Below are 24,081 nucleotides of genomic sequence, written 5' to 3'. Positions count from 1 at the left end.
AGTGTTTGCAGCCGGATGGGGCAGAACCCCTGCTTTGGCCAGTGACGTTTCCATCACGGACCACCGGATGAGGCTGGCTACAGCGCGTCATCCGGCAAATATTCTTTTGGAAAGCTGTCGGGCGTGTTGCCCGACTCAGGACAGCGTCCTGGAGATCAGGACTTTTCGACCTGACTGAAGTCGAGCTCGACCGGGGTGGAGCGACCGAAGATGGTGACCGAGACGCGCAGCTTGCTCTTCTCGTAGTTCACGTCTTCCACGTTGCCGTTGAAGTCGGTGAACGGACCTTCCTTGACGCGGACCATTTCGCCCACTTCGAACAGGATCTTCGGACGCGGCTTTTCCACGCCTTCTTCCATCTGCGACAGGATCTTCTCGACTTCCTTTTCGGAAATCGGGGTGGGGCGGTTACCCGATCCACCGATGAAGCCCGTGACCTTGTTGGTGCTCTTCACCAAATGCCAGGTCTCGTCCGTCAGGTCCATCTCGACCAGCACGTAGCCCGGGAAGAACCGGCGCTCGGTGATCGACTTCTGGCCACCCTTGACTTCGACGACTTCCTCGGTCGGCACCAGGATGCGACCGAAGGAATTTTGCAGCTCGGCCCGCTCGAGGCGCTCGGTGAGCGCCTTCTGCACGCTCTTTTCCATGCCCGAGTAGACATGGACGACGTACCAACGCTTGCTCATGCTTATTTCCAGCCGAGTATCAGGTCGTACAGCACCCACTCGATCGATTTATCGGTAATCCACAGGAAGAGGGCCATGATTACCGCGAATGCGAACACTGCAGCGGTAGTGGTGACAGTTTCCTTGCGGGTGGGCCAGACCACCTTGCGCGTTTCCGAATAGGCATCGCGACCAAACGAGATGAAACGTCGGCCGGGTTCGCTGAACATGGCGATGGCAATAGCCAATGCCAGCCCAAGGAAAATCACGCCGACGCGAGCGATCGTCGGGCTGGTCGGCAGCGCATAATAGCCGGCAATACCAGCAACTACGCACGCCAGCGCCAAACCGACCTTGACGCGGTCGGAGGCGCTTGTAACGGTTTCGACGTTTGGATTCGACATCAATTCGTCCGGGCCGCGCCTGAATCGGCAAGCGGCGGTGACTGAGATAGTGCCCCGGACCCGCAGCGGGTTACCCGCGGGGTAGCCCCGCGAGCACCGGGAAAATTTTGGCAGGGGCAGTAGGAATCGAACCTACAACCTTCGGTTTTGGAGACCGACGCTCTGCCAATTGAGCTATGCCCCTACTGCTATGGCTTCGATACGTTCCGAACCCATAATTCTAACAGCGTATTGCTACGCCGTCACGTGCACTTTAAGTCTGCCTCGTGTGAGACAAACAAATTCCGGGAAAATTGGCTTTCCCGGAATGTAGAAACAACAGTCTTGCTTAGGCCAGGATCTTGGCGACGACGCCGGCGCCGACGGTACGACCGCCTTCACGGATGGCGAAGCGCAGACCTTCTTCCATGGCGATGGGGTTGATCAGCTTGACGGTGATCGACACGTTGTCGCCGGGCAGAACCATTTCCTTGCCTTCGGGCAGGGTGATCGAACCGGTCACGTCCGTGGTACGGAAGTAGAACTGGGGACGATAGCCTTGGAAGAACGGGGTGTGACGGCCGCCCTCGTCCTTCGACAAGATGTACACCTCGGCGGTGAAGTCGGTGTGCGGCTTGATCGAACCGGGCTTCGACAGCACTTGGCCGCGTTCGACGTCTTCGCGCTTGGTGCCGCGCAGCAAGATGCCGACGTTGTCGCCTGCTTGACCTTGGTCGAGCAGCTTGCGGAACATTTCGACGCCGGTGCAAGTGGTCTTGACGGTGTCTTTGATACCGACGATTTCGATTTCTTCGCCGACCTTGACGATACCGCGCTCGATACGGCCGGTCACGACGGTGCCGCGGCCAGAGATCGAGAACACGTCTTCGACGGGCATCAGGAAGGTGCCGTCAACTGCGCGCTCGGGCAGGGGGATGTACGAGTCCAGGGCGTCGGCCAGGCGGAAGATGGCGGGTTCGCCGTTTTCCGATTGGTCGCCTTCCAGGGCCAGACGAGCCGAGCCGGTGATGATCGGGGTGTCGTCGCCGGGGAAGTCGTACTTCGACAGAAGTTCGCGAACTTCCATTTCGACGAGTTCCAGCAGTTCAGCGTCGTCCACCAGGTCAGCCTTGTTCAGGAAGACGATGATGTACGGCACGCCGACTTGGCGCGACAGCAAGATGTGTTCACGGGTTTGGGGCATCGGGCCGTCAGCGGCCGAGCAAACCAGGATAGCGCCGTCCATTTGAGCGGCGCCGGTGATCATGTTCTTCACATAGTCAGCGTGGCCCGGGCAATCAACGTGAGCGTAGTGGCGGGTAGCCGTTTCGTACTCGACGTGGGCGGTGTTGATCGTGATGCCGCGTGCCTTTTCTTCGGGCGCTGCGTCGATCTGGTCGTAGCCCTTGGCTTCGCCGCCGAACTTGCGCGACAGAACCGTGGTGATTGCTGCGGTCAGCGTGGTCTTGCCGTGGTCAACGTGACCGATGGTACCGACGTTGACGTGCGGCTTGGTACGTTCGAATTTGCTTTTTGCCATGGCTGACTCCCGACTGGATGCCTGCTTGAACTACTGGAACTTTGGAAGAATGGTGCCCATTACGTGGATCGAACACGTGACCTCTCCCTTACCAAGGGAGTGCTCTACCACTGAGCCAAATGGGCAAACCTTGATGCTTCAGACTCGCTGCCGAGAGGCTAGCCAATCTGTATTGCAATCGATCTTGCTAGTACTTGTCGTACTACTTACTGGAGCGGGTGAAGGGAATCGAACCCTCGTCATAAGCTTGGAAGGCTTCAGCTCTACCATTGAGCTACACCCGCCCTGCCAACAACTCAGATCCGCCAACATTTCCAGCGAGGCCGCATTCTGCCTGACTTTCGTGCTGACTTCACCTCGCGACGCCGATTATTTTTTGCTGCACCGTAATGCGGCTTAAAACAGATCAACGCCTTATAAAACTGGTGGAGGAGATTGGATTCGAACCAATGTAGGCGCAAGGCCAACAGATTTACAGTCTGCCCCCTTTAACCACTCGGGCACCCCTCCGCAGGGAGCCTCGCATTATGAGGCTCTCGGATAAGCGAGTCAACCGCCTATCCCATCAAACTTCTGTTCCGTTCCCTTGTTTGGGGAGTTCCAGTCGGCTCGCGCCGCAGTCAGTCGTTTGAGGCGAGGCCGAATACTACAACAAAAATCGAGCTTGTGGGGTTTGACGCGCAGATTTGTGCAAGCTAATATCTAAGGCTCTTCTGGAGTTGGCTCGCTCGGGCCGCGCGTTCTTTGATTTGAAGATGGCCCGCCGGGGCTGAAAAGGGTAGGGGTTTACAGGCTTTTATGGCTTACAAGCTCTTGCCGCTGAGCTGAAAAGCTCTCTTCTACGGGTGCCTATATATAGGTGCTGCACAGGGTGAAAACTCTGTTCTCCTCTAGCGGGGCGTAGTGCATACCCGGAAAGCCCTTTGCCATGGCTTGTTGTCATGTGCCCAGGGTGGTCATCGGACAAAGGCACGCGCATTCATGTGCCTTGCGTGTCGTGTGACTGAAAAAGTTCTTTGCAGTGTGTGTTCCTGCATCGCTTTTTTCCTCGCGCGACCTGTCTTTCGCACTTGTCCTGAACGTTCTCGTCTTCCTTAAGTTGTTTTTTATGCACCATGCGGCGTCACGCTGAATTCTCGAATTCAGGCTTGGCTGGCGCAGGGTGCGTTCTACATGCCGCGCGATCGTGCGGCCCGTGCAAGCAGGCGTGACCCTTATCGGGGGTGGCGGCTTCGTGTACGGAGCCGGACTACCGCTCGGCCACCACCGAAACCCACCGACCGCAAGGTTACGGAAGAGGTCATGCCTACTATCAGCCAGCTCGTGCGCAAGCCGCGCGAATCCAGCCATGCCAAGAGCAAGAGCCCCGCGCTCGAAAGCTGCCCGCAGCGTCGCGGCGTGTGCACCCGTGTTTACACCACGACCCCGAAGAAGCCGAACTCCGCACTGCGGAAAGTTGCAAAGGTTCGCCTGACCAACGGCTTCGAAGTCATCTCCTACATCGGCGGCGAAGGCCACAACCTCCAGGAACACTCGGTGGTTCTGGTTCGCGGCGGCCGTGTGAAGGATTTGCCGGGTGTGCGTTACCACATCGTCCGCGGATCGCTCGATCTGCAAGGCGTGAAGGATCGTCGCCAGTCGCGTTCGAAGTACGGCGCGAAGCGTCCGAAGGCCAAGTAATTCTGGCCAGCCGGTTCGCCGGCACTGGGCACGGTCTTCATCGATCAGCCCGCAAGCAATATCGCTCTACTGTTATGCCCAACGTTACGCGCCCCTGTGGCCCAAGCCCCGTGCGCGCGAAATGGTCCCGTGGTTGCCAGATTTCTGGCGACAACGAGTAAGGGGCGGCTCCCGGCCAAGACCGGTTGGTGCCGCCGCGGCTGTGTGGTGATCGCCCGAGTCACAATGATTCGTTGTAGCGAACCCACATGGTTCAACTGAACTGACACAAGGAAGTGTTGAAATGCCCCGTCGTCGCGAAGTACCCAAGCGCGAAATCCTGCCGGATCCCAAGTTCGGTAGCGTCGATCTCGCCAAATTCATGAACGTGATCATGCTCGCCGGCAAGAAGGCCGTCGCTGAGCGGATCGTTTACGGCGCGCTCGAGCAAATCTCGACCAAGACCGGCAAGGACGCTATTGAAGTGTTCCAGCAAGCGATGGGCAATGTGAAGCCGATCGTCGAAGTGAAGAGCCGCCGCGTTGGTGGTGCCAACTACCAGGTCCCGGTTGAAGTCCGCCCGGTCCGTCGCGTGGCACTGGCCATGCGTTGGTTGCGTGAAGCCGCAAAGAAGCGCGGTGAGAAGTCGATGGACCTGCGTTTGGCAGGTGAATTGCTCGACGCGGCCGAAAACCGCGGTGGTGCCGTCAAGAAGCGTGACGACACCCACAAGATGGCCGAAGCCAACAAGGCATTCAGCCACTTCCGCTGGTAAGCCAGCGCGTTTGCGCGTTTGCATTCCCTCGGTTCGCCGCCTGTGTGCGGCGAACCAATAGCATCAAGTCACGAAGGAACCGATCATGGCCCGCAAGACCCCGATCGAGCGCTACCGCAACATCGGTATCTCTGCGCACATCGACGCAGGGAAGACCACCACGACCGAACGTATCCTGTTCTATACCGGCGTCAACCACAAGTTGGGCGAAGTTCATGATGGCGCAGCCACCATGGACTGGATGGAGCAAGAGCAAGAGCGCGGCATTACCATTACCTCGGCTGCTACCACCTGCTTCTGGAAGGGCATGGCGGGTAACTTTGCTGAACATCACATCAACATCATCGACACCCCGGGTCACGTTGACTTCACCATTGAAGTTGAACGCTCGATGCGCGTGCTCGACGGTGCTTGCATGGTCTACTGCGCTGTGGGCGGCGTTCAGCCCCAGTCGGAAACCGTGTGGCGTCAGGCCAACAAGTACAAGGTCCCGCGTCTGGCCTTCGTGAACAAGATGGACCGTACCGGTGCCAACTTCTTCAAGGTCTACGAGCAGATGCGTCTGCGTCTGAAGGCCAACCCGTTGGCTCTGCAGATCCCGATCGGCGCCGAAGACACCTTCAAGGGTGTGGTCGACCTGGTCAAGATGAAGGCTATCTTCTGGGACGAAGCCAGCCAGGGCATCAAGTTCGAATACGCCGATATCCCGGCCGAGCTGGCTGACACCGCTGCCGAATGGCGCGAGAAGCTGGTCGAAGCGGCTGCAGAGTCGTCTGAAGACCTGATGAACAAGTACCTGGAAGAGGGTGAGCTGTCGGAAGCCGAGATCAAGCTCGCCATCCGTACGCGTACCATCGCCGGCGAAATTCAGCCGATGCTGTGTGGCACCGCCTTCAAGAACAAGGGCGTGCAGGCCATGCTCGACGCGGTCATCGAATATCTGCCCTCGCCGGTGGACATTCCTGCCGTTGACGGTATCGACGACGACGAAGCCCCGACCACCCGCGAAGCTGACGACAAGGCGAAGTTCTCCGCTCTGGCGTTCAAGTTGATGACGGACCCGTTCGTCGGTCAGCTGACCTTCATCCGTGTGTACTCGGGCGTGTTGAACTCGGGTGACACCGTGTACAACCCGATCAAGCACAAGAAGGATCGTGTCGGTCGTCTGCTGCAAATGCACGCGAACCAGCGCGAAGAAATCAAGGAAGTCCGTGCCGGCGACATCGCTGCTGCGGTCGGCCTGAAAGAAGTGATCACCGGCGAAACGCTGTGCGATCCGGAAGCGATCATCACCCTGGAACGCATGGTGTTCCCGGAGCCCGTGATTTCGCAGGCTGTCGAACCGAAGACCAAGGCTGACCAAGAGCGCATGGGTATTGCTCTGGGCCGTCTGGCTCAGGAAGATCCGTCGTTCCGCGTTCGCACCGACGAAGAATCGGGTCAGACCATCATTTCCGGCATGGGCGAGCTCCATCTGGAAATTCTGGTCGATCGCATGAAGCGTGAATTCAATGTGGAAGCCAACGTGGGCAAGCCCCAGGTTGCCTACCGCGAAACGATCCGCAAGACCTGCGAAGAGTCGGAAGGCAAGTTCGTCAAGCAGTCCGGCGGTCGCGGTCAGTACGGTCACGTGGTTCTGAAGGTCGAGCCGCAAGAAGCCGGCAAGGGCTTCGAATTCGTCGACGCCATCAAGGGCGGTGTGGTTCCTCGCGAATTCATCCCGGCCGTGGAAAAGGGTTGTATCGAAACCCTGACCTCGGGCGTGATGGCTGGCTACCCGATCGTTGACATCAAGGTCACGCTGTTCTTCGGTTCGTACCACGATGTGGACTCGAACGAAAACGCGTTCAAGATGGCAGCTTCGATGGCTTTCAAGGACGGCATGCGCAAGGCCAGCCCCGTGCTGCTCGAGCCCATGATGGCCGTGGAAGTCGAGACTCCGGAAGACTACGCCGGTAACGTGATGGGCGATCTGTCCTCGCGTCGCGGTATGGTCCAAGGTATGGACGACATGGTTGGCGGCGGCAAGGTCATCAAGGCCGAAGTTCCGCTGGCAGAAATGTTCGGCTACTCGACCACGCTGCGTTCGCAGACCCAAGGTCGTGCGACGTACACGATGGAATTCAAGCACTACGCTGAAGCGCCCAAGAACGTCGCGGACGCGATCATTACCGCGCGCGCCAAGTAATACGGCGTTCGGGAGGGCGCTGGTCGTTCTCCCGGTAAACCAGAAATAGACAGGAATAGAGATAAATCATGGCAAAAAGCAAATTCGAACGTACCAAGCCGCACGTCAACGTCGGTACCATCGGTCACGTTGACCACGGCAAGACCACGCTGACCGCAGCAATCACCACGGTTCTGTCGCGCAAGTTCGGCGGCGAAGCCAAGGGCTACGACCAGATCGACGCAGCGCCCGAAGAAAAGGCACGCGGCATCACGATCAACACCGCCCACGTCGAGTACGAAACGGCTACCCGCCACTACGCTCACGTTGATTGCCCGGGCCACGCTGACTATGTGAAGAACATGATCACCGGTGCCGCTCAAATGGACGGCGCTATCCTGGTTTGCTCGGCCGCTGACGGCCCGATGCCCCAAACCCGTGAACACATCCTGCTGTCCCGCCAGGTCGGCGTGCCGTACATCATCGTCTTCCTGAACAAGGCTGACCTGGTGGACGACGCTGAACTGCTGGAACTCGTCGAAATGGAAGTTCGCGAACTTCTGTCGAAGTACGACTTCCCCGGCGACGACACCCCGATCATCACCGGCTCGGCACGTCTGGCCCTGGAAGGCGACCAATCGGAAAACGGCGAACCCGCCATCTTCCGCCTGGCCGACGCCCTGGACTCGTACATCCCCCTGCCCGAGCGCGCAGTTGACGGCACCTTCCTGATGCCCGTCGAAGACGTGTTCTCGATCTCTGGCCGCGGCACCGTCGTGACCGGCCGTATCGAGCGCGGTATCGTCAAGGTCGGCGAAGAAATCGAAATCGTCGGTATCAAAGACACCGTCAAGACCACTTGCACCGGCGTCGAAATGTTCCGCAAGCTGCTCGACCAAGGTCAAGCAGGCGACAACGTCGGCATCTTGCTGCGCGGCACCAAGCGCGAAGACGTCGAACGCGGCCAAGTGCTGTCGAAGCCCGGTTCGATCAAGCCGCACACCGACTTCACCGCCGAGGTGTACATCTTGTCGAAGGACGAGGGCGGCCGTCACACCCCGTTCTTCCAAGGCTATCGTCCCCAGTTCTACTTCCGTACCACGGACGTGACCGGTTCGATCACCCTGCCCGAAGGCAAGGAAATGGTTCTGCCCGGCGACAACGTGTCGATCACCGTCAAGCTGATCAACCCCATCGCCATGGAAGAAGGTCTGCGCTTCGCCATCCGTGAAGGCGGTCGTACCGTCGGCGCCGGCGTCGTTGCCAAGATCCTGGCCTAATTTTCAGGCTGCTTTGCGTCGGGGATGATCCCCGACGCTCGTTCTTTACTCGTTCTTTGGAATCGCTTTCATGAAAAAGCAAAAAATCCGCATCCGTCTGAAGGCTTTCGACTACAAGCTGATCGATCAATCGGCAGCCGAAATCGTCGAAACCGCCAAGCGCACTGGTGCTGTGGTCCGTGGTCCCGTGCCGCTGCCCACCCGTATCCGTCGCTACGACATCCTGCGTTCGCCGCACGTCAACAAGACGTCGCGCGACCAGTTCGAGATCCGCACCCATCAGCGCCTGATGGACATCGTGGATCCGACCGACAAGACCGTTGACGCACTGATGCGCCTCGATCTGCCGGCTGGTGTGGATGTGGAAATCGCGCTGAATTAAGACGTAGCCCCCATTGCTGCTTGTTATTTAAGCAGCATGGGGGCTATACTCTTTGGCTTGCCAGCCTTTACCGGCAAGTTGATCGGCTGCAAGGGAATCCCGAGAAGGATTCCCTTCGGTGCTGGAGCTGTTGGATATTGCCCGCCGCTGCGTTTTGCTGTGGGGGCAGTGTTCAATTCCGGTGCTGACCGCCCAGTGACTACCCGCGTGTCTCGCGGCGAGCCTGGCAAGTAGCCCGCAGTAACTTAAATTAGCCCCGGCCAATCGTAGTCGGGAATGGAGAAAACGATGTCGACCCAATCGTCGGCCACCACGCCTGCCGCATTCCGGCTGGGCCTGGTGGGTCGCAAGGTTGGCATGACCCGCATTTTCACGGAAGAAGGCGAAAGCATTCCCGTGACCGTGCTGGACGTGTCGAACAACCGTGTGACCCAGGTCAAGGCCCCCGAATCTGACGGCTATGCAGCCGTTCAGGTCACGTATGGCACTCGTCGTGCCTCGCGTGTTGCAGCTCCCCAAACCGGACACTTCGCGAAAGCGGGTGTTGAAGCGGGTAGCCTGCTCAAAGAATTCCGTCTCGCCCCCTCGAAAGCCGCAGAATTTGCTCCCGGTGCCGTTATCGCCGTCGAGAGCCTGTTCACTGCTGGCCAGAAAGTGGACGTGACCGGCACCACGATCGGTAAAGGCTTCGCCGGTACCATCAAGCGTCACCACTTCAAGTCGCAACGCGCTTCGCACGGTAACAGCCGTTCGCACCGCGTTCCCGGCTCGATCGGTATGGCGCAAGATCCGGGTCGTGTGTTCCCCGGTAAGCGCATGGCAGGTCACCTCGGTGACGTGCAGCGTACCGTGCAAAATCTCGATGTGGTTCGCGTTGATGCTGAACGCGGCCTGCTGTTGGTCAAGGGCGCAGTCCCCGGCCACGCTGGCGCGAACATCATCGTACGTCCCGCCATCAAAGGAGCCTGAAGATGGAACTCAAGCTCCTGAATGACCAGGGCCAGTCCTCTGCAACCGTTACCGCTCCGGACACCGTGTTCGGCCGCGAATACAACGAAGCGCTGATCCACCAGATCGTCGTGGCTTATCAAGCCAACGCACGTAGCGGCAATCGCGCGCAGAAAGACCGTGAGCAGGTCAAGCACACCACGAAGAAGCCGTGGCGCCAGAAGGGTACGGGCCGCGCTCGTGCCGGTATGTCGTCGTCGCCCCTGTGGCGTGGTGGTGGTCGTACTTTCCCGAACTCGCCCGACGAAAACTTCTCGCAGAAGGTCAACAAGAAGATGCATCGCGCGGGTATCCGCTCGATCCTCTCGCAGTTGGCTCGCGAAGACCGTATCTCGATCGTTGATGGTTTCACCCTTGCCGAGCCGAAGACCAAGCTCGCAGCTGACAAGCTGAAGGCAATGGGTCTGGAATCCGTCCTGATCATCACGGACTCGGTCGACGAGAACCTGTACCTGGCGACTCGCAACCTGCCGAACGTGGCAGTGGTCGAGACCCGTTACGCTGATCCGTTGTCCCTGATCCACTACAAGAATGTGTTGATCACGAAGAACGCGATCGCTCAGTTCGAGGAGTTGCTGGGATGAGCAATGACCGTCTGATGAAAGTGCTGCTGGCGCCGATCGTCTCTGAAAAGAGCACGTTCATCGCCGACAAGAACCAGCAAGTGACTTTCCGTATCCTGCAAGACGCTACCAAGCCGGAAATCAAGGCCGCGGTCGAACTGCTCTTCAAAGTGCAGGTCGAGGCCGTGCGTGTCTTGAACACCAAGGGCAAGGCTAAGCGCTTTGGTCGTTTCAACGGCCGCCGTCGTAACGAGCGCAAGGCATATGTCTCGCTCGCGCCGGGTCAGGAAATCGACTTTGCGCAGGAGATCAAGTAAATGCCCATCGTCAAGCTGAAGCCGACCTCCCCGGGTCGCCGCGGGATGGTGAAGGTGGTTCACCCCCACCTGCACAAGGGCGAACCGTTTGCGCCGCTGCTGGAAAAGCAATTCCAGAATGCTGGCCGCAACAACAATGGTCACATCACGACGCGTCATCGCGGCGGTGGCCACAAGCATCATTACCGCGTCGTCGATTTCAAGCGCAACAAGGACGGAATTCCGGCCAAGGTTGAACGCATTGAATACGATCCGAACCGCACCGCGCACATTGCACTGGTCGTTTACGCCGATGGCGAACGCCGGTACATCATTGCGCCGCGTGGTCTGGCAGTGGGCGCAACCCTGCTGTCCGGTATCGAAGCGCCGATCCGTGCTGGTAATACCCTTCCGATTCGCAACATCCCGGTCGGTAGCACCATCCACAACGTCGAGCTGACCCCCGGCAAGGGTGCACAGATGGTCCGTTCGGCAGGTACCTCTGCCGTGCTGTTGGCCCGTGAAGGCACCTACGCCCAAGTCCGCCTGCGCTCCGGCGAAGTGCGCCGCGTGCACATCGAGTGCCGCGCCACCCTCGGCGAAGTCAGCAACGAAGAGCATGGTCTGCGCCAAATCGGCAAGGCCGGTGCAACTCGTTGGCGCGGTATTCGTCCGACCGTTCGTGGCGTTGCCATGAACCCGGTTGATCACCCGCACGGTGGTGGTGAAGGCCGTACCGGTGAAGCTCGTGAGCCCGTGTCCCCGTGGGGCACGCCGACCAAGGGCTTCAAGACCCGTCGCAACAAGCGGACGAGCAATATGATCGTCTCGCGACGCAAGAAGAAGTAAGGGGCGACCATGTCACGTTCTATCAAGAAAGGCCCGTTCGTCGACCTGCACCTTCTGAAGAAGGTCGAGGCGGCAACGGCCGGAAAAGACAAGAAGCCGATCAAGACCTGGTCGCGCCGTTCCACGATCCTGCCCGATTTCATCGGTCTGACGATTGCGGTTCACAACGGCCGCCAACATGTGCCCGTGTACGTCAACGAGAACATGGTTGGTCACAAGCTCGGCGAGTTCGCCATGACCCGTACGTTCAAGGGCCATGCTGCGGACAAAAAGGCCAAGAGGTAAGGAATGGCTGATACCACATCGATTGTCCGCGGCGTTCGCGTCTCGGCCCAGAAGGCACGTCTGGTTGCGGATCTCGTCCGCGGCAAGCCGGTTGCCCACGCTATCAACATTCTGACTTTCACGCCCAAGAAGTCTGCCGGCATCATCAAGAAGGCACTGGAAAGCGCCATCGCGAATGCTGAGCACAACGACGGTGCCGACATCGACGAACTGAAGGTGAAAACCATCTACGTCGACAAGGGTGAGTCGCTGAAGCGCTTCGATGCACGGGCCAAGGGCCGCGGCGTGAAGATCGAGAAACAGACCTGCCACATTGTGGTCAAGGTCGGGGTTTAAGGAGCGGCGATGGGTCAGAAAATTCACCCTACCGGGTTCCGTCTTGCGGTCAGCCGCAACTGGGCCTCGCGTTGGTTCGCCAATGGCAACGCTTTCGCCGACATGCTTGCCCAGGACATCAAAGTCCGTGAGTATCTGAAGAAGAAACTCAAGGGCGCGTCCGTCGGTCGCGTTGTCATCGAGCGTCCCGCCAAGAATGCCCGCATCACCGTCTACTCGGCTCGTCCGGGTGTCGTGATCGGCAAGAAGGGCGAAGACATCGAAGTCCTGAAGGCAGATCTGCAGCGTTTGATGGGCGTGCCTGTGCACGTCAACATCGAGGAAATCCGCAAGCCGGAGACCGACGCTCAACTGATCGCCGACTCGATCTCGCAACAGCTCGAAAAGCGCATCATGTTCCGTCGCGCAATGAAGCGCGCGATGCAAAACGCGATGCGTCTGGGTGCCCAAGGCATCAAGATCATGAGCGCCGGCCGTTTGAACGGCATCGAAATCGCTCGCACCGAGTGGTACCGCGAAGGCCGCGTGCCGTTGCATACCCTGCGCGCGAACATCGATTACGGCACCTCGGAAGCCAGCACCACGTATGGCCTGATCGGCATCAAGGTGTGGGTCTACAAGGGCGACAACCTCGGCACCAACGATCTGAACTCGACCCCGGACACTACGAAGGAAGACGATCGCAAGCCGCGTCGTGGTCCCCGTAATGACCGTAACGAACGTCCGGGCGGTGCACGTCCTGGCGCTCCGGGTGCGGGTCGTGGTCGTCCGGCGCCGGCTGGCGACGCTGCTAAGCGTGGCGCGCGCAAGCCCGCTGCTGAAGCGGCAGCGCCTGCTAAAGACGGAGAATAAGCATGCTGCAACCAGCACGCAGAAAGTACCGCAAAGAGCAGAAGGGCCGTAACACCGGTCTGGCTACGCGCGGCGCCGCCGTTTCGTTCGGCGAATTCGGCCTGAAGGCCACCGGCCGCGGTCGTTTGACCGCACGCCAGATCGAGTCGGCACGTCGTGCCATCTCCCGTCACATCAAGCGTGGCGGTCGTATCTGGATCCGTGTGTTCCCCGACAAGCCGATCTCGCAGAAGCCCGCCGAAGTTCGGATGGGTAACGGTAAGGGCAATCCGGAGTATTGGGTCGCCGAGATCCAGCCGGGCAAGGTGCTTTACGAGATGGACGGGGTCAACGAAGAACTTGCACGTGAGGCGTTCCGTCTTGCTGCAGCCAAGCTTCCGATCTCGACCGTCTTCGTGACGCGTCTCATCGGCGCGTAAAGGGGATCGACATGGCAATCAAAACGAGCGAACTCGTTTCGAAAGATGAAGCCGAGCTCGGCAAGGAGCTCGAAAGCCTGCTGAAGGCGCAGTTCAGCCTGCGCATGCAGCTGGGCACCCAGCAGCTGAGCAATACCAGCCAGCTCGGCAAGGTGCGTCGCGACATCGCGCGCGTCCGCACCGTGCTGCGTCAGAAGGCAGGGAAGTAATCATGAGCGAAACTAAGCGCAAGCGCACGTTGTCCGGTCGCGTTGTCAGCGACAAGGCCAACAAGACGGTGACCGTATTGGTCGAGCGTCGTGTGAAGCATCCGCTGTACGGCAAGATCATCGTCCGTTCGGGTAAGTACGCCGCACACGATGAAACCAACCAGTACAAGGAAGGCGACCTGGTCGAGATCGTTGAGACTCGTCCCGTGTCGAAGACCAAGTCCTGGGCGGTGACTCGCCTGATCGAAGCTTCCCGCGTTATCTGATGTTGTTTAGTGGCATGCATTCGTGCGTGCCACTTGCATCGTCAGACCTGACCGGTTAGTATGCAAGGCTTGCCTAAACGCAAGCCTTGCAGTGCTTTGGGGCAAGGGAAAACTTAAGGCCTTTCGAAAGCTTGGTTCTTCTGCAGATCTCCTTCAGAGCAAGGCAAGACGGTAAGAAAAGTGTCCGGCACCATGTGTCTGGTACTGAAAGCACTGATAAGCAATACCCCTGGCAAGACGCAAAATTCACGGGGAAGACTTTGGGCTGGTCACAGTTCGAGGTGTTCGCCGCCGACCCGGGACGCGAGTTTCGGGGTACCACCCCAGGAAGCCTCAAAAAAAGCTTCTGACGGGACCAAAACTGATCGAAAGCCAGATTTGGCTGGCCCCGTTCTAAGGGCGGGTACCGTGAACTTCGCGGCTTTCGTTTAAGTTGGACAAGGCCAATCATGATTCAAATGCAGACCACGCTGGACGTGGCCGACAATACTGGTGCGCGCCATGTGCAGTGCATTAAGGTTCTCGGTGGCTCCAAGCGACGCTATGCCAGCATCGGTGACGTGATCAAAGTCACGGTCAAGGATGCGGCCCCGCGCGGACGCGTCAAGAAAGGCGAGATCTATAACGCTGTGGTGGTTCGTACCGCCAAGGGCGTGCGCCGCAAAGACGGTTCGCTCATCAAGTTCGGCACGAACGCTGCCGTTCTGCTCAACGCCAAGCTCGAGCCCATCGGCACGCGCATCTTCGGACCGGTCACGCGCGAGCTGCGTACCGAAAAGTTCATGAAGATCGTGTCTCTGGCTCCTGAAGTGCTGTAAGGAGCCAAAGATGCCTAGCAAGATTATCAAGGGTGACGAAGTCATCGTCCTGACGGGCCGTGACAAGACCAAGCGCGGTGTTGTGCTTGCTCGCGTTGATGCCGACCACGTGCTGGTCGAAGGTATCAACGTCGTCAAGAAGCACCAGAAGCCGAATCCGGCCAAGAACGAGACCGGTGGCATCGTCGAAAAGACCCTGCCCATCCACATCTCGAACGTGGCTGTGTTCAACAAGGTGACCGGCAAGGCCGATCGCGTTGGCTTCAAGCTCGTCGACGGCAAGAATGTTCGCGTTTTCCGTTCCAACGGCGAAGCCGTCGGTTCGAAGGCGTAAGGGGCAACATAAATGGCTCGTCTCCAAGACGTTTATCGCGACACCATCGCACCGGAACTGGCTACCAAGTTCGGGTACAAGAGTGTCATGGAAGTGCCGCGCATCACCAAGATCACCCTGAACATGGGTGTCTCGGAAGCCGTCGCTGACAAGAAAGTAATCGAGCACGCTACTGGCGATCTGACGAAGATTGCCGGCCAGAAGCCGGTTGTGACGAAGACCCGCAAGGCAATCGCAGGTTTCAAGATTCGCGAAAACTACCCGATCGGCGTGATGGTTACGCTGCGTGGTCAACGCATGTATGAATTCCTCGATCGCCTGGTGAACGTGGCTCTGCCGCGCGTACGAGATTTCCGTGGTATTTCCGGCCGTGCCTTCGATGGCCGCGGGAACTACAACGTCGGTGTGAAGGAACAGATCATCTTCCCCGAAATCGAATACGACAAGATCGACACGCTTCGTGGGCTGAACATCAGCATCACGACCACCGCCAAGACCGACGAAGAAGCCAAGGCACTGTTGACCGCCTTCCGCTTCCCGTTCCGTAACTAAGGGGTGATGTAGTGGCTAAGCTCTCACTCATCAATCGCGACGCCAAGCGCGCCAAACTGGCTGCCAAGTACGCTCCCAAGCGTGCTGAGCTCCAGGCGATCGTAGACGATTCGTCCAAGACGGACGAAGAGCGTTATCAGGCACGTCTGAAGATTCAGCAACTGCCGCGTAACGCAAACCCCACCCGTCAGCGTAACCGCTGCATGGTGACTGGTCGCCCGCGTGGCGTGTTTAGCAAGTTCGGTCTGTCCCGGATGAAACTGCGCGAGATGGCTATGCGCGGCGAGATCCCCGGTATGACCAAGGCAAGCTGGTAAGAGAGGCACTTCATATGAGCATGAGCGATCCGATCGCCGACCTGCTGACGCGCATTCGTAATGCGCAACGCGTCGAAAAAGTATCAGTGACGATGCCCTCTTCCAAGCTGAAGGTGGCTATTGTCGCCGTGCTGAAAGAAGAAGGTTACATCGACGATTTCAAGGTCAACGCCAATGGCGCGAAGCCCGAACTCGAAATCTCGCTGAAGTATTACGCCGGTCGTCCGGTCATCGAGCGCATCGACCGCGTCTCGAAGCCTGGCCTGCGCATCTACAAGGGACGTCACGACATCCCTCAAGTGATGAACGGCCTTGGCGTGACCATTGTGTCCACCTCGCGTGGCGTGATGACCGATCGCAAAGCACGCGCCAATGGCGTGGGCGGCGAAGTCATCGCCTACGTGGCATAAGGGGACAACGATGTCACGTATTGCCAAGTATCCGGTCGAGCTGCCCAAGGGCATCGAGGCCACTGTCACCGACAGCCAGATCGTCGTCAAGGGCCCCCAGGGTTCGCTGACCCAGCCGCTCACCGGCCAGGTCACGATCACCGAAGCCGACGGCAAGCTGACTTTCGCTGCAGCCAACGACTCGCGGGAAGCCAAGGCGATGTCGGGTACCGTGCGCGCGCTGGTCGCGAACATGGTCACCGGTGTCAGCAAGGGTTTCGAGCGCAAGCTGACGCTGGTTGGCGTGGGCTACCGTGCTACCGCCCAAGGTGACTCGGTCAAATTGCAGCTGGGCTTCTCGCACGACATCGTGCATCAGATGCCTGCTGGCGTGACGGTGGCAACGCCGACGCAGACCGAAGTCGTTCTGAAGGGCGCCGACAAGCAACGTGTTGGTCAGGTGGCGGCCGAGATCCGCGCGTATCGTGAACCCGAACCCTACAAGGGCAAGGGTGTCCGTTACGCCGGTGAAAAGGTCATCATCAAAGAGACCAAGAAGAAATAAGGCCGGGACGAATCATGGACAAGAAGCAAAGTCGTCTGCGCCGTGCGCAGGCAACCCGCCGCAAGATCGCCGAGTTGCGCGTTCATCGCCTGGCGGTGTTCCGCACCAACACGCACATCTACGCAAACATCATCTCGCCGGAAGGCGACAAGGTGCTGGTGAGCGCGTCGACCGTCGAGGCCGATGTGCGTTCGCAACTCTCCAGCGAGTCGGGCAAGGGCGGCAACGTCGCTGCAGCGACCCTGGTGGGCAAGCGCGTGGCCGAAAAAGCCAAGGCTGCAGGCATCGAGACGGTTGCGTTTGACCGTTCCGGTTTCCGCTATCACGGTCGCGTCAAAGCTGTTGCTGACGCTGCCCGCGAAGCCGGCCTGAAGTTCTAAGCGAGGATCAAATGGCCAAGATGCAAGGTAACAAGAACGCTCAAGCGGAACAAAACGACGACGGTCTTCGCGAGAAGATGATCGCCGTGAACCGCGTGACCAAAGTCGTGAAGGGCGGCCGTATCCTCGGCTTCGCTGCACTGACCGTGGTTGGCGACGGTGACGGCCGCGTGGGCATGGGCAAGGGCAAGTCGCGTGAAGTGCCTGTCGCTGTTCAGAAGGCAATGGAACAGGCCCGTCGCGGTCTGATCAAGGTGCCCCTGAAGAACGGCACGCTGCATCACACCGTGATCGGCAAGCATGGCGCCTCGACGGTGCTGATGTCGCCGGCCGCTGAAGGTACTGGCGTTATCGCCGGCGGCCCGATGCGCGCGATTTTCGACGTGCTGGGTGTGCGTAACGTGGTTGCGAAGAGCCTCGGCTCGACCAACCCTTACAACCTGGTCCGCGCCACCCTCAACGGTCTGAAGAACGTGTCGACGCCGGCTGATATCGCAGCCAAGCGCGGCAAGTCCGTTGAAGAAATTCTGGGGTAAATCATGGCAGACAAGCGCATTAAAGTGACGCTCGTGCGTTCCCCGATCGGGACGCCCGAATCGCACCGCGCCACGGTCCGTGGCCTCGGACTGCGCGGCATCAACACCAGCCGCGTACTCGAAGACACGCCGGAAGTGCGCGGGATGATCCGCAAGGTGATCTATCTGCTCACCGTAGCGGAAGCCTGAGGAACACATCATGCAACTCAATACGATCAAGCCCGCCGAAGGCGCAACGCACGCTAAGCGTCGTGTTGGCCGCGGTATCGGCTCTGGCCTGGGCAAGACCTCGGGCCGTGGTCACAAAGGTCAGAAGTCCCGTTCGGGCGGCTTCCACAAGGTTGGCTTCGAAGGCGGTCAAATGCCGCTGCAACGTCGCCTGCCGAAGCGTGGTTTCAAGCCCCTGGGTGGTCATCTTTCCGCTCAAATCCGTCTCTCGGACCTTCAAGCGCTGCCCGTCGACGAAGTCGATGTGCAAGCACTGAAGCAAGCCGGCGTGATCGGCCAGCCCGTGCGCTACGTCAAGGTCATCCTGTCGGGTGAACTGTCGCGCAAGGTTGCCCTCAAGGGTATTTCGGCGACGGCTGGTGCCAAGGCGGCGATCGAAGCCGCTGGCGGCTCCGTAGCCTGAATCGGGGACTGACGCTTTGGCTACTGCGAACGCACTGGGTAAGACTGGCAACAAGTTCGGCGATCTGAAGCGCCGGCTGGTCTTCCTGCTGCTCGCCCTCGTGGTCTATCGCCTCGGCACACACATCCCGGTCCCGGGAATCGATCCGAACGAGTTGACTGCCCTGTTTCGCCAGAATCAGGGCGGTATTCTCGGTCTGTTCAATATGTTCTCGGGCGGGGCGTTGTCGCGCTTCTCCATCTTCGCGCTGGGGATCATGCCGTACATTTCGGCATCGATCATCATGCAGCTGATGACGGTAGTCGTGCCGTCGCTCGAAGCGATCAAGAAAGAGGGCGAGGCTGGTCGTCGACGGATTACGCAATACACGCGCTACGGCACGTTGTTGCTGGGTCTGGTTCAGGCAGTAGGTATCTCTGTCGCACTGGAATCGCAACCTGGTCTGGTCATCGACCCGGGTGTGATCTTCCGCGTGACGACCGTGGTGTCGCTGCTGACCGGTACGATGTTTTTGATGTGGCTTGGCGAGCAAATCACGGAGCGTGGGCTGGGTAACGGCATCTCGATCCTGATTTTCTCCGGTATCGCAGCGGGTCTCCCGAGCGCGATGGCGGGGCTCTTCGAGCTGGTCAACACGGGTGCGATGGCAGTGTTGTCGGCGCTGGTGATCATGGTGTTGGTGGTTCTCGTGACCGCTTTCGTCGTGTTCGTCGAGCGGGGTCAACGCAAGATCGTGGTGAATTACGCCAAGCGTCAGGTGGGCAACAAGGTGTATGGCGGGCAAAGCTCGCATCTGCCCTTGAAGCTCAACATGGCCGGTGTGATTCCTCCGATCTTCGCGTCGTCGATCATCTTGTTCCCGGCAACGGTGACAAGCTGGTTCTCGACAGGTGACAGCACGCGTTGGTTGCGAGACATCGCAGCCGCGTTGTCGCCGGGACAGCCGCTGTATATCGCGCTGTACGCCGTCGCTATCGTGTTCTTCTGCTTTTTCTACACAGCGCTTGTCTTCAACAGTCGCGAGACTGCGGACAACCTGAAGAAAAGCGGGGCATTCGTGCCGGGGATTCGTCCTGGTGAACAGACTTCGCGTTATATCGACAAGATTCTCACGCGGTTGACCTTGTCGGGAGCGATTTACATCACTCTCGTGTGTCTGCTGCCCGAGTTTCTGGTTCTGCGCTGGAACGTGCCGTTCTACTTCGGTGGCACTTCCTTGCTGATCCTGGTGGTAGTAACGATGGACTTCATGGCGCAGGTTCAGGCCTACGTGATGTCGCATCAATACGATTCGCTGCTCAAGAAAGCTAATTTCAAGGGTGGCAAACTTCCGGCTCGATGAGCGTGAAGGCATGTCCAAAGACGACGTTATTTCGGATCCTGCCGGGAGAGTCGTGTGAAGGTCGAATCGACCTCTCGCGATTTCTCCCGAGCAAGTATCGTGTTCCGCTCGAAGTGAGCCCGGCCCGCCGGGTGGAAGTTTAGGAGTCAATCATGAAAGTAATGGCATCGGTCAAGCGCATTTGCCGTAATTGCAAGGTCATCAAGCGCAAGGGTGTCGTGCGGGTGATCTGCACGGATCCGCGCCACAAGCAACGCCAGGGCTAAGCCCTCGCGTTTGGAATACAAGGACAGGTAATGGCCCGTATCGCTGGCATCAACATCCCGCCGCAACAGCACACCGCTATCGGTCTGACGGCTATCTTCGGTATCGGTCGCACCCGCGCGCTTCAGATTTGTGAAGCCGCTGGCGTCGCCGCTAACAAGAAAGTTCGTGAGCTGAATGACGCTGAGCTCGAGCGCATCCGTGAACACGTGAACGCCTTCGCTGTTGAAGGCGATCTGCGTCGCGAAATCCAGTTGTCGATCAAGCGTTTGATCGACCTGGGAACTTACCGTGGTCTGCGTCACAAGCGCGGTCTGCCGGTGCGCGGTCAACGTACCCGCACGAACGCTCGCACCCGCAAAGGCCCCCGTAAGGCCGGCGTGGCGCAGAAGAAGTAATCGGCTGACCAGGCAAGGACTCAGACATGGCTAAGGCACAGAACAACAGCGCTTCGCAGCGCGTTCGCAAGAAAGTCAAAAAGAACGTTTCGGACGGTATCGCACACGTCCACGCTTCGTTCAACAACACGATCATCACGATCACCGACCGTCAGGGCAATGCTCTGTCGTGGGCAACGTCGGGCGGCGCTGGCTTCAAGGGCTCGCGCAAGTCGACGCCGTTCGCAGCTCAGGTTGCAGCGGAAGCCGCTGGTCGCGTGGCGATCGAGTACGGTATCAAGACCCTCGAAGTTCGCATCAAGGGCCCTGGCCCGGGTCGCGAATCGTCGGTCCGCGCGTTGAACGCACTGGGTATCAAGATCGCCAGCATCGCTGACATCACCCCCGTGCCGCACAACGGCTGCCGTCCGCCGAAGCGTCGTCGCATCTGAGTTTCCTGCCTCGTCGCGCCTGGCGCGATGTGGCAAGTAACCCGGTTGCGCAGGACACGCAAGACCAGTAAGTCACGTTCTATACGTAATCTTGGTCGTACCGCCCTGGTGGTGCTTCCTGATCGTCTAAGACCACCGTCTGCCGCGTACGTAATCAACGTACGTTTGATGCATGTTGCGGGCAGACTCCTCGTCCGGCGCAAGAGCCGCCCCGGACCTGACAGAGAAAGGAAAAATTGTGGCACGCTACATTGGCCCGAAATGCAAGCTCTCCCGCCGCGAAGGCACCGACCTCTTCCTGAAGAGCTCGCGTCGTTCGCTGGAATCCAAGTGCAAGCTGGACAGCAAGCCCGGTCAGCACGGCCGCACCTCGGGTGCCCGTACTTCTGACTACGGCCTGCAACTGCGCGAAAAGCAAAAGCTGAAGCGCATGTACGGCTTGATGGAAAAGCAGTTCCGCAAGTACTTCGAACAAGCTGATGCCCAGAAGGGCAACACCGGCGAAAACCTGATCAAGATTCTCGAATCGCGTCTGGACAACGTCGTGTATCGCTTGGGCTTCGGTTCGACCCGCGCTGAAGCGCGTCAGCTGGTGAGCCACCGCTCGATCCAGTTGAACGGTCACACCGCCAACGTCGCTTCGATCCAGATCAAGCCGGGCGATATCATCGCCGTGCGTGAAAAGGCTAAGAAGCAAGCTCGCATCCAGGAATCGCTGCAACTGGCAATCGGCCAAGGCCTGCCCCAGTGGATCGAGCTGGACGCTAACAAGCTCGAAGGCAAGTTCAAGCAATACCCCGATCGTTCGGATGTCGCCCGCGACATCAACGAATCGATGGTGGTCGAGCTTTACTCGCGCTAAGCAGTAACCGGTTAGTCTTCGCCGCGCCTTTGGGCGCGGCGTTGGTTTTTGTAGTCCGCAAAATCTTGCACACCAAGTTTGCCCCCAGCCTTATCGGTGTAACGAGCCGAGGGTATTGAAAAGGAAAACTGTCTCATGGCGAATGCCGCTTTCTTGAAGCCGCGCAACATCGACGTCGAAGCCGTCGGCCCCAATCACGCCAAAGTGATCATGGAACCGTTCGAGCGCGGCTACGGCCACACGCTCGGCAATGCGCTGCGCCGCATCCTGCTGTCTTCGATGGCCGGCTATGCCCCCACCGAAGTGCAGATCACCGGTGTCGTGCACGAGTACTCGACGATCGATGGCGTCCGTGAAGACGTGGTCGACATCCTGCTGAACCTGAAGGGCGTCGTCTTCAAGCTGCACAACCGTGAAGAAGTCTCGCTGACGCTGCGCAAGCAAGGTCCTGGCGCGGTCACCGCTGCCGACATCGAGCTGTCGCACGACGTCGAGATCATCAACCCGAATCACGTCATTGCCACCTTGACCGACAGCGGCAAGCTGGAAATGCAGATCAAGATCGAAAAGGGCCGTGGCTACGTCCCGGGTAACCTGCGCGGCTTCGCCGACGACCACAGCCGTGCAATCGGCCGTATCGTTCTGGACGCCTCGTACAGCCCGATCCGCCGCGTCAGCTACTCGGTCGAAAGCGCTCGCGTCGAGCAGCGTACCGATCTGGACAAGCTGGTTCTGGACATCGAAACCAACGGCGTGATTTCGCCCGAGGAAGCCGTGCGCCAGTCGGCTCGCATCCTGATGGAACAGCTGTCGGTGTTCGCTGCACTGGAAGGCTCGACCGAAACCATCGAAGCACCTGCTCGTGGCACGCCGCAGATCGATCCGATCCTGCTGCGTCCGGTTGACGATCTGGAACTGACGGTGCGTTCGGCCAACTGCCTGAAGGCCGAAAACATCTACTACATCGGCGACCTGATCCAGCGTACCGAAAATGAACTGCTGAAGACCCCGAACCTGGGCCGCAAGTCCTTGAACGAAATCAAGGAAGTGTTGGCTGCACGTGGTCTGACGCTGGGCATGAAGCTTGAGAACTGGCCCCCGCTGGGCCTCGAGCGTCCGTAATAGGACGCTTGCGCCAGCCGCAAGTCAGAAAGTTGTCGTACCGGTGCCGCGTTTGATTGCGTGGCACCCGCAAGACGGGGCGGGGATGGTATCCTCGCACCCCTCGATTACCGGCCCGCGACGCTTTTATTTCAGCGTCGATCGAAGAGCTGGACCCTCGGCAGCCATATTGGCTGTCATTCATTAGATTCACAGTAAAGGATTTGCCATGCGTCACCGTCACGGTCTCCGTAAGCTCAATCGCACCAGCAGCCATCGTCAGGCTTTGTTCCGCAACATGTCGGTCGCTCTGCTGACCCATGAAGTCATCAAGACCACCGTGCCGAAGGCCAAGGAACTGCGCCGCATCGTCGAGCCGCTGATCACCCTGGCCAAGGTTGACTCGGTTGCCAACAAGCGTCTGGCATTCGCCCGTCTGCGCGACCGCGATCTGGTCGTGAAGCTGTTCGCCGAAATCGGCCCGCGTTTCGCAGCCCGTCCGGGCGGCTACACCCGCATCCTGAAGGCCGGCTTCCGCCAAGGCGACAACGCACCGATGTGCTACATCGCGCTGACCGACCGCGCTGAAGAAACCGATGCTGAATCGGCTGTCGACGCTGAGTAAGCTGTCGCAAAAGATGCCGCAGTCGCGCCAAGGCGCGTAGCGGCAGGCAAGACAAGATGAAAGCCCTCGGAGACGGGGGCTTTTTCTATTTCCGGCATGGGAAACTGAAGCTCAACAGTCTGGACGTTCAACAGTCGATTCGAAAGCGAGGCCGAACATGACAATAAAAGGAAGCTGCCTGTGCGGCGGCATACGCTACGAAGTTCGCGGGCCGCTTACTGGTGCGCTGTATTGCCATTGCACCATGTGCCAGAAGGCGCAGGGATCTGCCTTTCGAGCACGGGCCGGCGTTGCGGTGAAAGACTTCCACTTGCTTGAAGGCGAGGCCTTGCTTACGTTCTACGCGTCTTCACCAGGCACGTATCGCGTCTTTTGCAAGGTCTGCGGTTCGCCAGTGCTGAGTCGTTTCGACGACTATCCCGACGTCTATGGTTTGCCGCTTGGGCTGCTTGATGACGATCCTGAGCTGCGGCCGCAGATGCATGTGCATACTGCCAGCAAAGCGGCTTGGCACACGATCGCAGACGATCTGCCGCAGTTTCCTGGCGCAGCGCCCTGAGAGGCAGCCGCAAGGCTATTGGCGCGTGCGTGCTGATGGG

Annotated in this window: 36 protein-coding genes and 4 tRNA genes; 33 read left to right on the top strand and 7 right to left on the bottom strand. The window is 59.1% G+C overall.

Annotated features, from left to right (window positions below; all coding sequences use genetic code 11):
* Window positions 1-155 precede the first annotated feature (155 nt).
* The 7 genes from nusG to FXN63_RS25255 form a co-directional block, all read right to left on the bottom strand.
* Window positions 156-689 carry a transcription termination/antitermination protein NusG gene (gene nusG, locus FXN63_RS25285; RefSeq protein ID WP_148818267.1) on the bottom strand — a complete coding sequence of 178 codons (534 nt, stop codon included), beginning with the start codon at window positions 687-689 and terminating at the stop codon, window positions 156-158.
* A 2-nt stretch (window positions 690-691) separates the two neighbouring features.
* The gene (secE, locus tag FXN63_RS25280; protein WP_148818265.1) at window positions 692-1,072 is read right to left on the bottom strand and encodes a preprotein translocase subunit SecE; all 381 of its coding nucleotides are present in this window, start codon (window positions 1,070-1,072) and stop codon (window positions 692-694) included.
* Between the two features lie 108 nt (window positions 1,073-1,180).
* A tRNA-Trp gene (locus FXN63_RS25275) sits at window positions 1,181-1,256 on the bottom strand.
* 144 nt (window positions 1,257-1,400) lie between these two features.
* Window positions 1,401-2,591: an elongation factor Tu gene (gene tuf, locus FXN63_RS25270; RefSeq protein ID WP_148818257.1), complete on the bottom strand. Its 1,191-nt coding sequence runs from the start codon at window positions 2,589-2,591 to the stop codon at window positions 1,401-1,403.
* A gap of 50 nt (window positions 2,592-2,641) precedes the next feature.
* Window positions 2,642-2,716 (bottom strand) — tRNA-Thr (locus tag FXN63_RS25265).
* Between the two features lie 85 nt (window positions 2,717-2,801).
* Window positions 2,802-2,875: transfer RNA gene (locus tag FXN63_RS25260), tRNA-Gly, on the bottom strand.
* 139 nt (window positions 2,876-3,014) lie between these two features.
* Window positions 3,015-3,101, bottom strand: a tRNA-Tyr gene (locus FXN63_RS25255).
* A gap of 792 nt (window positions 3,102-3,893) precedes the next feature.
* Between FXN63_RS25255 and rpsL the strand changes: the two genes are divergently transcribed.
* The 33 genes from rpsL (at window position 3,894) to FXN63_RS25090 (ending at window position 24,041) form a co-directional block, all read left to right on the top strand.
* The gene (gene rpsL / locus FXN63_RS25250; RefSeq protein WP_148818263.1) at window positions 3,894-4,271 is read left to right on the top strand and encodes a 30S ribosomal protein S12; all 378 of its coding nucleotides are present in this window, start codon (window positions 3,894-3,896) and stop codon (window positions 4,269-4,271) included.
* A gap of 283 nt (window positions 4,272-4,554) precedes the next feature.
* Entirely contained in the window at window positions 4,555-5,025 is a 471-nt protein-coding gene (gene rpsG / locus FXN63_RS25245; RefSeq protein ID WP_148818261.1) for a 30S ribosomal protein S7, read from the top strand.
* A gap of 85 nt (window positions 5,026-5,110) precedes the next feature.
* Window positions 5,111-7,213, top strand: coding sequence for an elongation factor G (fusA, locus tag FXN63_RS25240; protein ID WP_148818259.1), 2,103 nt, complete (start codon window positions 5,111-5,113; stop codon window positions 7,211-7,213).
* 68 nt (window positions 7,214-7,281) lie between these two features.
* Window positions 7,282-8,472 carry an elongation factor Tu gene (tuf, locus tag FXN63_RS25235; protein ID WP_148818257.1) on the top strand — a complete coding sequence of 397 codons (1,191 nt, stop codon included), beginning with the start codon at window positions 7,282-7,284 and terminating at the stop codon, window positions 8,470-8,472.
* A 70-nt stretch (window positions 8,473-8,542) separates the two neighbouring features.
* Complete coding sequence (gene rpsJ, locus FXN63_RS25230) at window positions 8,543-8,854, top strand: 30S ribosomal protein S10 (RefSeq protein ID WP_148818256.1); 312 nt, start codon at window positions 8,543-8,545, stop codon at window positions 8,852-8,854.
* A gap of 276 nt (window positions 8,855-9,130) precedes the next feature.
* On the top strand, window positions 9,131-9,823 hold the full coding sequence (rplC, locus tag FXN63_RS25225) for a 50S ribosomal protein L3 (RefSeq protein ID WP_148818255.1): 693 nt from the start codon (window positions 9,131-9,133) through the stop codon (window positions 9,821-9,823).
* Between the two features lie 2 nt (window positions 9,824-9,825).
* On the top strand, window positions 9,826-10,446 hold the full coding sequence (rplD, locus tag FXN63_RS25220; protein WP_148818254.1) for a 50S ribosomal protein L4: 621 nt from the start codon (window positions 9,826-9,828) through the stop codon (window positions 10,444-10,446).
* The gene (gene rplW, locus FXN63_RS25215; protein ID WP_148818253.1) at window positions 10,443-10,742 is read left to right on the top strand and encodes a 50S ribosomal protein L23; all 300 of its coding nucleotides are present in this window, start codon (window positions 10,443-10,445) and stop codon (window positions 10,740-10,742) included. The genes rplD and rplW overlap by 4 nt, the downstream gene beginning before the upstream one ends.
* Window positions 10,743-11,570: a 50S ribosomal protein L2 gene (gene rplB / locus FXN63_RS25210; protein ID WP_148818252.1), complete on the top strand. Its 828-nt coding sequence runs from the start codon at window positions 10,743-10,745 to the stop codon at window positions 11,568-11,570.
* 9 nt (window positions 11,571-11,579) lie between these two features.
* The gene (gene rpsS, locus FXN63_RS25205) at window positions 11,580-11,855 is read left to right on the top strand and encodes a 30S ribosomal protein S19 (protein ID WP_148818251.1); all 276 of its coding nucleotides are present in this window, start codon (window positions 11,580-11,582) and stop codon (window positions 11,853-11,855) included.
* A gap of 3 nt (window positions 11,856-11,858) precedes the next feature.
* The gene (gene rplV / locus FXN63_RS25200) at window positions 11,859-12,191 is read left to right on the top strand and encodes a 50S ribosomal protein L22 (protein WP_148818250.1); all 333 of its coding nucleotides are present in this window, start codon (window positions 11,859-11,861) and stop codon (window positions 12,189-12,191) included.
* A 9-nt stretch (window positions 12,192-12,200) separates the two neighbouring features.
* Window positions 12,201-13,043, top strand: coding sequence for a 30S ribosomal protein S3 (gene rpsC, locus FXN63_RS25195; protein WP_148818249.1), 843 nt, complete (start codon window positions 12,201-12,203; stop codon window positions 13,041-13,043).
* Window positions 13,044-13,045: 2 nt separating this feature from the next.
* Window positions 13,046-13,462, top strand: coding sequence for a 50S ribosomal protein L16 (gene rplP / locus FXN63_RS25190; RefSeq protein WP_148818248.1), 417 nt, complete (start codon window positions 13,046-13,048; stop codon window positions 13,460-13,462).
* A 17-nt stretch (window positions 13,463-13,479) separates the two neighbouring features.
* On the top strand, window positions 13,480-13,671 hold the full coding sequence (gene rpmC / locus FXN63_RS25185) for a 50S ribosomal protein L29 (RefSeq protein ID WP_148819817.1): 192 nt from the start codon (window positions 13,480-13,482) through the stop codon (window positions 13,669-13,671).
* Between the two features lie 2 nt (window positions 13,672-13,673).
* Window positions 13,674-13,937: a 30S ribosomal protein S17 gene (rpsQ, locus tag FXN63_RS25180; RefSeq protein WP_148818247.1), complete on the top strand. Its 264-nt coding sequence runs from the start codon at window positions 13,674-13,676 to the stop codon at window positions 13,935-13,937.
* Between the two features lie 449 nt (window positions 13,938-14,386).
* On the top strand, window positions 14,387-14,755 hold the full coding sequence (rplN, locus tag FXN63_RS25175; RefSeq protein WP_148818246.1) for a 50S ribosomal protein L14: 369 nt from the start codon (window positions 14,387-14,389) through the stop codon (window positions 14,753-14,755).
* A gap of 10 nt (window positions 14,756-14,765) precedes the next feature.
* Complete coding sequence (gene rplX / locus FXN63_RS25170; protein WP_148818245.1) at window positions 14,766-15,089, top strand: 50S ribosomal protein L24; 324 nt, start codon at window positions 14,766-14,768, stop codon at window positions 15,087-15,089.
* 12 nt (window positions 15,090-15,101) lie between these two features.
* Window positions 15,102-15,641 (top strand): 50S ribosomal protein L5, encoded by a 540-nt coding sequence (gene rplE / locus FXN63_RS25165; protein ID WP_148818244.1) that lies wholly within the window; start codon window positions 15,102-15,104, stop codon window positions 15,639-15,641.
* Window positions 15,642-15,652: 11 nt separating this feature from the next.
* Entirely contained in the window at window positions 15,653-15,958 is a 306-nt protein-coding gene (gene rpsN / locus FXN63_RS25160; RefSeq protein WP_148818243.1) for a 30S ribosomal protein S14, read from the top strand.
* 14 nt (window positions 15,959-15,972) lie between these two features.
* The gene (rpsH, locus tag FXN63_RS25155; RefSeq protein ID WP_148818242.1) at window positions 15,973-16,368 is read left to right on the top strand and encodes a 30S ribosomal protein S8; all 396 of its coding nucleotides are present in this window, start codon (window positions 15,973-15,975) and stop codon (window positions 16,366-16,368) included.
* Between the two features lie 10 nt (window positions 16,369-16,378).
* Window positions 16,379-16,912, top strand: a complete 534-nt coding sequence (gene rplF, locus FXN63_RS25150) for a 50S ribosomal protein L6 (RefSeq protein ID WP_148818241.1) — start codon at window positions 16,379-16,381, stop codon at window positions 16,910-16,912.
* Between the two features lie 14 nt (window positions 16,913-16,926).
* A complete protein-coding gene (rplR, locus tag FXN63_RS25145) occupies window positions 16,927-17,292 on the top strand; it encodes a 50S ribosomal protein L18 (RefSeq protein ID WP_148818240.1) in 366 nt (121 codons plus the stop codon).
* 11 nt (window positions 17,293-17,303) lie between these two features.
* A complete protein-coding gene (gene rpsE, locus FXN63_RS25140; RefSeq protein ID WP_148818239.1) occupies window positions 17,304-17,828 on the top strand; it encodes a 30S ribosomal protein S5 in 525 nt (174 codons plus the stop codon).
* A gap of 3 nt (window positions 17,829-17,831) precedes the next feature.
* Window positions 17,832-18,017 carry a 50S ribosomal protein L30 gene (gene rpmD, locus FXN63_RS25135; RefSeq protein ID WP_148818238.1) on the top strand — a complete coding sequence of 62 codons (186 nt, stop codon included), beginning with the start codon at window positions 17,832-17,834 and terminating at the stop codon, window positions 18,015-18,017.
* 10 nt (window positions 18,018-18,027) lie between these two features.
* Window positions 18,028-18,459 (top strand): 50S ribosomal protein L15, encoded by a 432-nt coding sequence (rplO, locus tag FXN63_RS25130; RefSeq protein WP_148818237.1) that lies wholly within the window; start codon window positions 18,028-18,030, stop codon window positions 18,457-18,459.
* A 16-nt stretch (window positions 18,460-18,475) separates the two neighbouring features.
* Window positions 18,476-19,801 carry a preprotein translocase subunit SecY gene (secY, locus tag FXN63_RS25125; protein WP_148818236.1) on the top strand — a complete coding sequence of 442 codons (1,326 nt, stop codon included), beginning with the start codon at window positions 18,476-18,478 and terminating at the stop codon, window positions 19,799-19,801.
* Between the two features lie 152 nt (window positions 19,802-19,953).
* On the top strand, window positions 19,954-20,067 hold the full coding sequence (gene rpmJ, locus FXN63_RS25120) for a 50S ribosomal protein L36 (RefSeq protein ID WP_148818235.1): 114 nt from the start codon (window positions 19,954-19,956) through the stop codon (window positions 20,065-20,067).
* Between the two features lie 30 nt (window positions 20,068-20,097).
* Entirely contained in the window at window positions 20,098-20,463 is a 366-nt protein-coding gene (gene rpsM, locus FXN63_RS25115; RefSeq protein WP_148818234.1) for a 30S ribosomal protein S13, read from the top strand.
* Window positions 20,464-20,489: 26 nt separating this feature from the next.
* Window positions 20,490-20,894 carry a 30S ribosomal protein S11 gene (rpsK, locus tag FXN63_RS25110; protein WP_148818233.1) on the top strand — a complete coding sequence of 135 codons (405 nt, stop codon included), beginning with the start codon at window positions 20,490-20,492 and terminating at the stop codon, window positions 20,892-20,894.
* 238 nt (window positions 20,895-21,132) lie between these two features.
* On the top strand, window positions 21,133-21,756 hold the full coding sequence (gene rpsD / locus FXN63_RS25105) for a 30S ribosomal protein S4 (protein ID WP_148818232.1): 624 nt from the start codon (window positions 21,133-21,135) through the stop codon (window positions 21,754-21,756).
* Window positions 21,757-21,891: 135 nt separating this feature from the next.
* Entirely contained in the window at window positions 21,892-22,878 is a 987-nt protein-coding gene (locus FXN63_RS25100; RefSeq protein ID WP_148818231.1) for a DNA-directed RNA polymerase subunit alpha, read from the top strand.
* 208 nt (window positions 22,879-23,086) lie between these two features.
* Window positions 23,087-23,482 (top strand): 50S ribosomal protein L17, encoded by a 396-nt coding sequence (rplQ, locus tag FXN63_RS25095; RefSeq protein WP_148818230.1) that lies wholly within the window; start codon window positions 23,087-23,089, stop codon window positions 23,480-23,482.
* A 157-nt stretch (window positions 23,483-23,639) separates the two neighbouring features.
* Complete coding sequence (locus FXN63_RS25090; protein ID WP_148818229.1) at window positions 23,640-24,041, top strand: GFA family protein; 402 nt, start codon at window positions 23,640-23,642, stop codon at window positions 24,039-24,041.
* The last annotated feature ends 40 nt before the right edge of the window (window positions 24,042-24,081 follow it).

Source organism: Pigmentiphaga aceris (genome assembly GCF_008119665.1).
GTDB lineage: Bacteria > Pseudomonadota > Gammaproteobacteria > Burkholderiales > Burkholderiaceae_B > Pigmentiphaga > Pigmentiphaga aceris.
Note: the sequence above shows the minus strand (reverse complement) of the source record. Positions and strands in the feature narration are given on the sequence as shown.

Bases quoted from the DNA above. Each gene is read 5' to 3' on its own strand.
- rplV (WP_148818250.1), top strand. From the start codon at position 11,859: ATGGCTGATACCACATCGATTGTCCGCGGCGTTCGCGTCTCGGCCCAG.
- rpsG (WP_148818261.1), top strand. From the start codon at position 4,555: ATGCCCCGTCGTCGCGAAGTACCCAAGCGCGAAATCCTGCCGGATCCC.
- rplD (WP_148818254.1), top strand. From the start codon at position 9,826: ATGGAACTCAAGCTCCTGAATGACCAGGGCCAGTCCTCTGCAACCGTT.
- rplN (WP_148818246.1), top strand. From the start codon at position 14,387: ATGATTCAAATGCAGACCACGCTGGACGTGGCCGACAATACTGGTGCG.
- rplP (WP_148818248.1), top strand. From the start codon at position 13,046: ATGCTGCAACCAGCACGCAGAAAGTACCGCAAAGAGCAGAAGGGCCGT.
- rplC (WP_148818255.1), top strand. From the start codon at position 9,131: ATGGAGAAAACGATGTCGACCCAATCGTCGGCCACCACGCCTGCCGCA.
- rpsK (WP_148818233.1), top strand. From the start codon at position 20,490: ATGGCTAAGGCACAGAACAACAGCGCTTCGCAGCGCGTTCGCAAGAAA.
- rpsS (WP_148818251.1), top strand. From the start codon at position 11,580: ATGTCACGTTCTATCAAGAAAGGCCCGTTCGTCGACCTGCACCTTCTG.
- rpsH (WP_148818242.1), top strand. From the start codon at position 15,973: ATGAGCATGAGCGATCCGATCGCCGACCTGCTGACGCGCATTCGTAAT.
- FXN63_RS25090 (WP_148818229.1), top strand. From the start codon at position 23,640: ATGACAATAAAAGGAAGCTGCCTGTGCGGCGGCATACGCTACGAAGTT.
- rpsL (WP_148818263.1), top strand. From the start codon at position 3,894: ATGCCTACTATCAGCCAGCTCGTGCGCAAGCCGCGCGAATCCAGCCAT.
- rplW (WP_148818253.1), top strand. From the start codon at position 10,443: ATGAGCAATGACCGTCTGATGAAAGTGCTGCTGGCGCCGATCGTCTCT.
- rpmD (WP_148818238.1), top strand. From the start codon at position 17,832: ATGGCAGACAAGCGCATTAAAGTGACGCTCGTGCGTTCCCCGATCGGG.
- secE (WP_148818265.1), bottom strand. From the start codon at position 1,072: ATGTCGAATCCAAACGTCGAAACCGTTACAAGCGCCTCCGACCGCGTC.
- nusG (WP_148818267.1), bottom strand. From the start codon at position 689: ATGAGCAAGCGTTGGTACGTCGTCCATGTCTACTCGGGCATGGAAAAG.
- rplE (WP_148818244.1), top strand. From the start codon at position 15,102: ATGGCTCGTCTCCAAGACGTTTATCGCGACACCATCGCACCGGAACTG.
- rpmJ (WP_148818235.1), top strand. From the start codon at position 19,954: ATGAAAGTAATGGCATCGGTCAAGCGCATTTGCCGTAATTGCAAGGTC.
- rpsM (WP_148818234.1), top strand. From the start codon at position 20,098: ATGGCCCGTATCGCTGGCATCAACATCCCGCCGCAACAGCACACCGCT.
- rpsJ (WP_148818256.1), top strand. From the start codon at position 8,543: ATGAAAAAGCAAAAAATCCGCATCCGTCTGAAGGCTTTCGACTACAAG.
- rplO (WP_148818237.1), top strand. From the start codon at position 18,028: ATGCAACTCAATACGATCAAGCCCGCCGAAGGCGCAACGCACGCTAAG.
- rplR (WP_148818240.1), top strand. From the start codon at position 16,927: ATGGACAAGAAGCAAAGTCGTCTGCGCCGTGCGCAGGCAACCCGCCGC.
- tuf (WP_148818257.1), top strand. From the start codon at position 7,282: ATGGCAAAAAGCAAATTCGAACGTACCAAGCCGCACGTCAACGTCGGT.
- rplF (WP_148818241.1), top strand. From the start codon at position 16,379: ATGTCACGTATTGCCAAGTATCCGGTCGAGCTGCCCAAGGGCATCGAG.
- rpsE (WP_148818239.1), top strand. From the start codon at position 17,304: ATGGCCAAGATGCAAGGTAACAAGAACGCTCAAGCGGAACAAAACGAC.
- rpsC (WP_148818249.1), top strand. From the start codon at position 12,201: ATGGGTCAGAAAATTCACCCTACCGGGTTCCGTCTTGCGGTCAGCCGC.
- rpsQ (WP_148818247.1), top strand. From the start codon at position 13,674: ATGAGCGAAACTAAGCGCAAGCGCACGTTGTCCGGTCGCGTTGTCAGC.
- rplB (WP_148818252.1), top strand. From the start codon at position 10,743: ATGCCCATCGTCAAGCTGAAGCCGACCTCCCCGGGTCGCCGCGGGATG.
- rplQ (WP_148818230.1), top strand. From the start codon at position 23,087: ATGCGTCACCGTCACGGTCTCCGTAAGCTCAATCGCACCAGCAGCCAT.
- tuf (WP_148818257.1), bottom strand. From the start codon at position 2,591: ATGGCAAAAAGCAAATTCGAACGTACCAAGCCGCACGTCAACGTCGGT.
- FXN63_RS25100 (WP_148818231.1), top strand. From the start codon at position 21,892: ATGGCGAATGCCGCTTTCTTGAAGCCGCGCAACATCGACGTCGAAGCC.
- fusA (WP_148818259.1), top strand. From the start codon at position 5,111: ATGGCCCGCAAGACCCCGATCGAGCGCTACCGCAACATCGGTATCTCT.
- rplX (WP_148818245.1), top strand. From the start codon at position 14,766: ATGCCTAGCAAGATTATCAAGGGTGACGAAGTCATCGTCCTGACGGGC.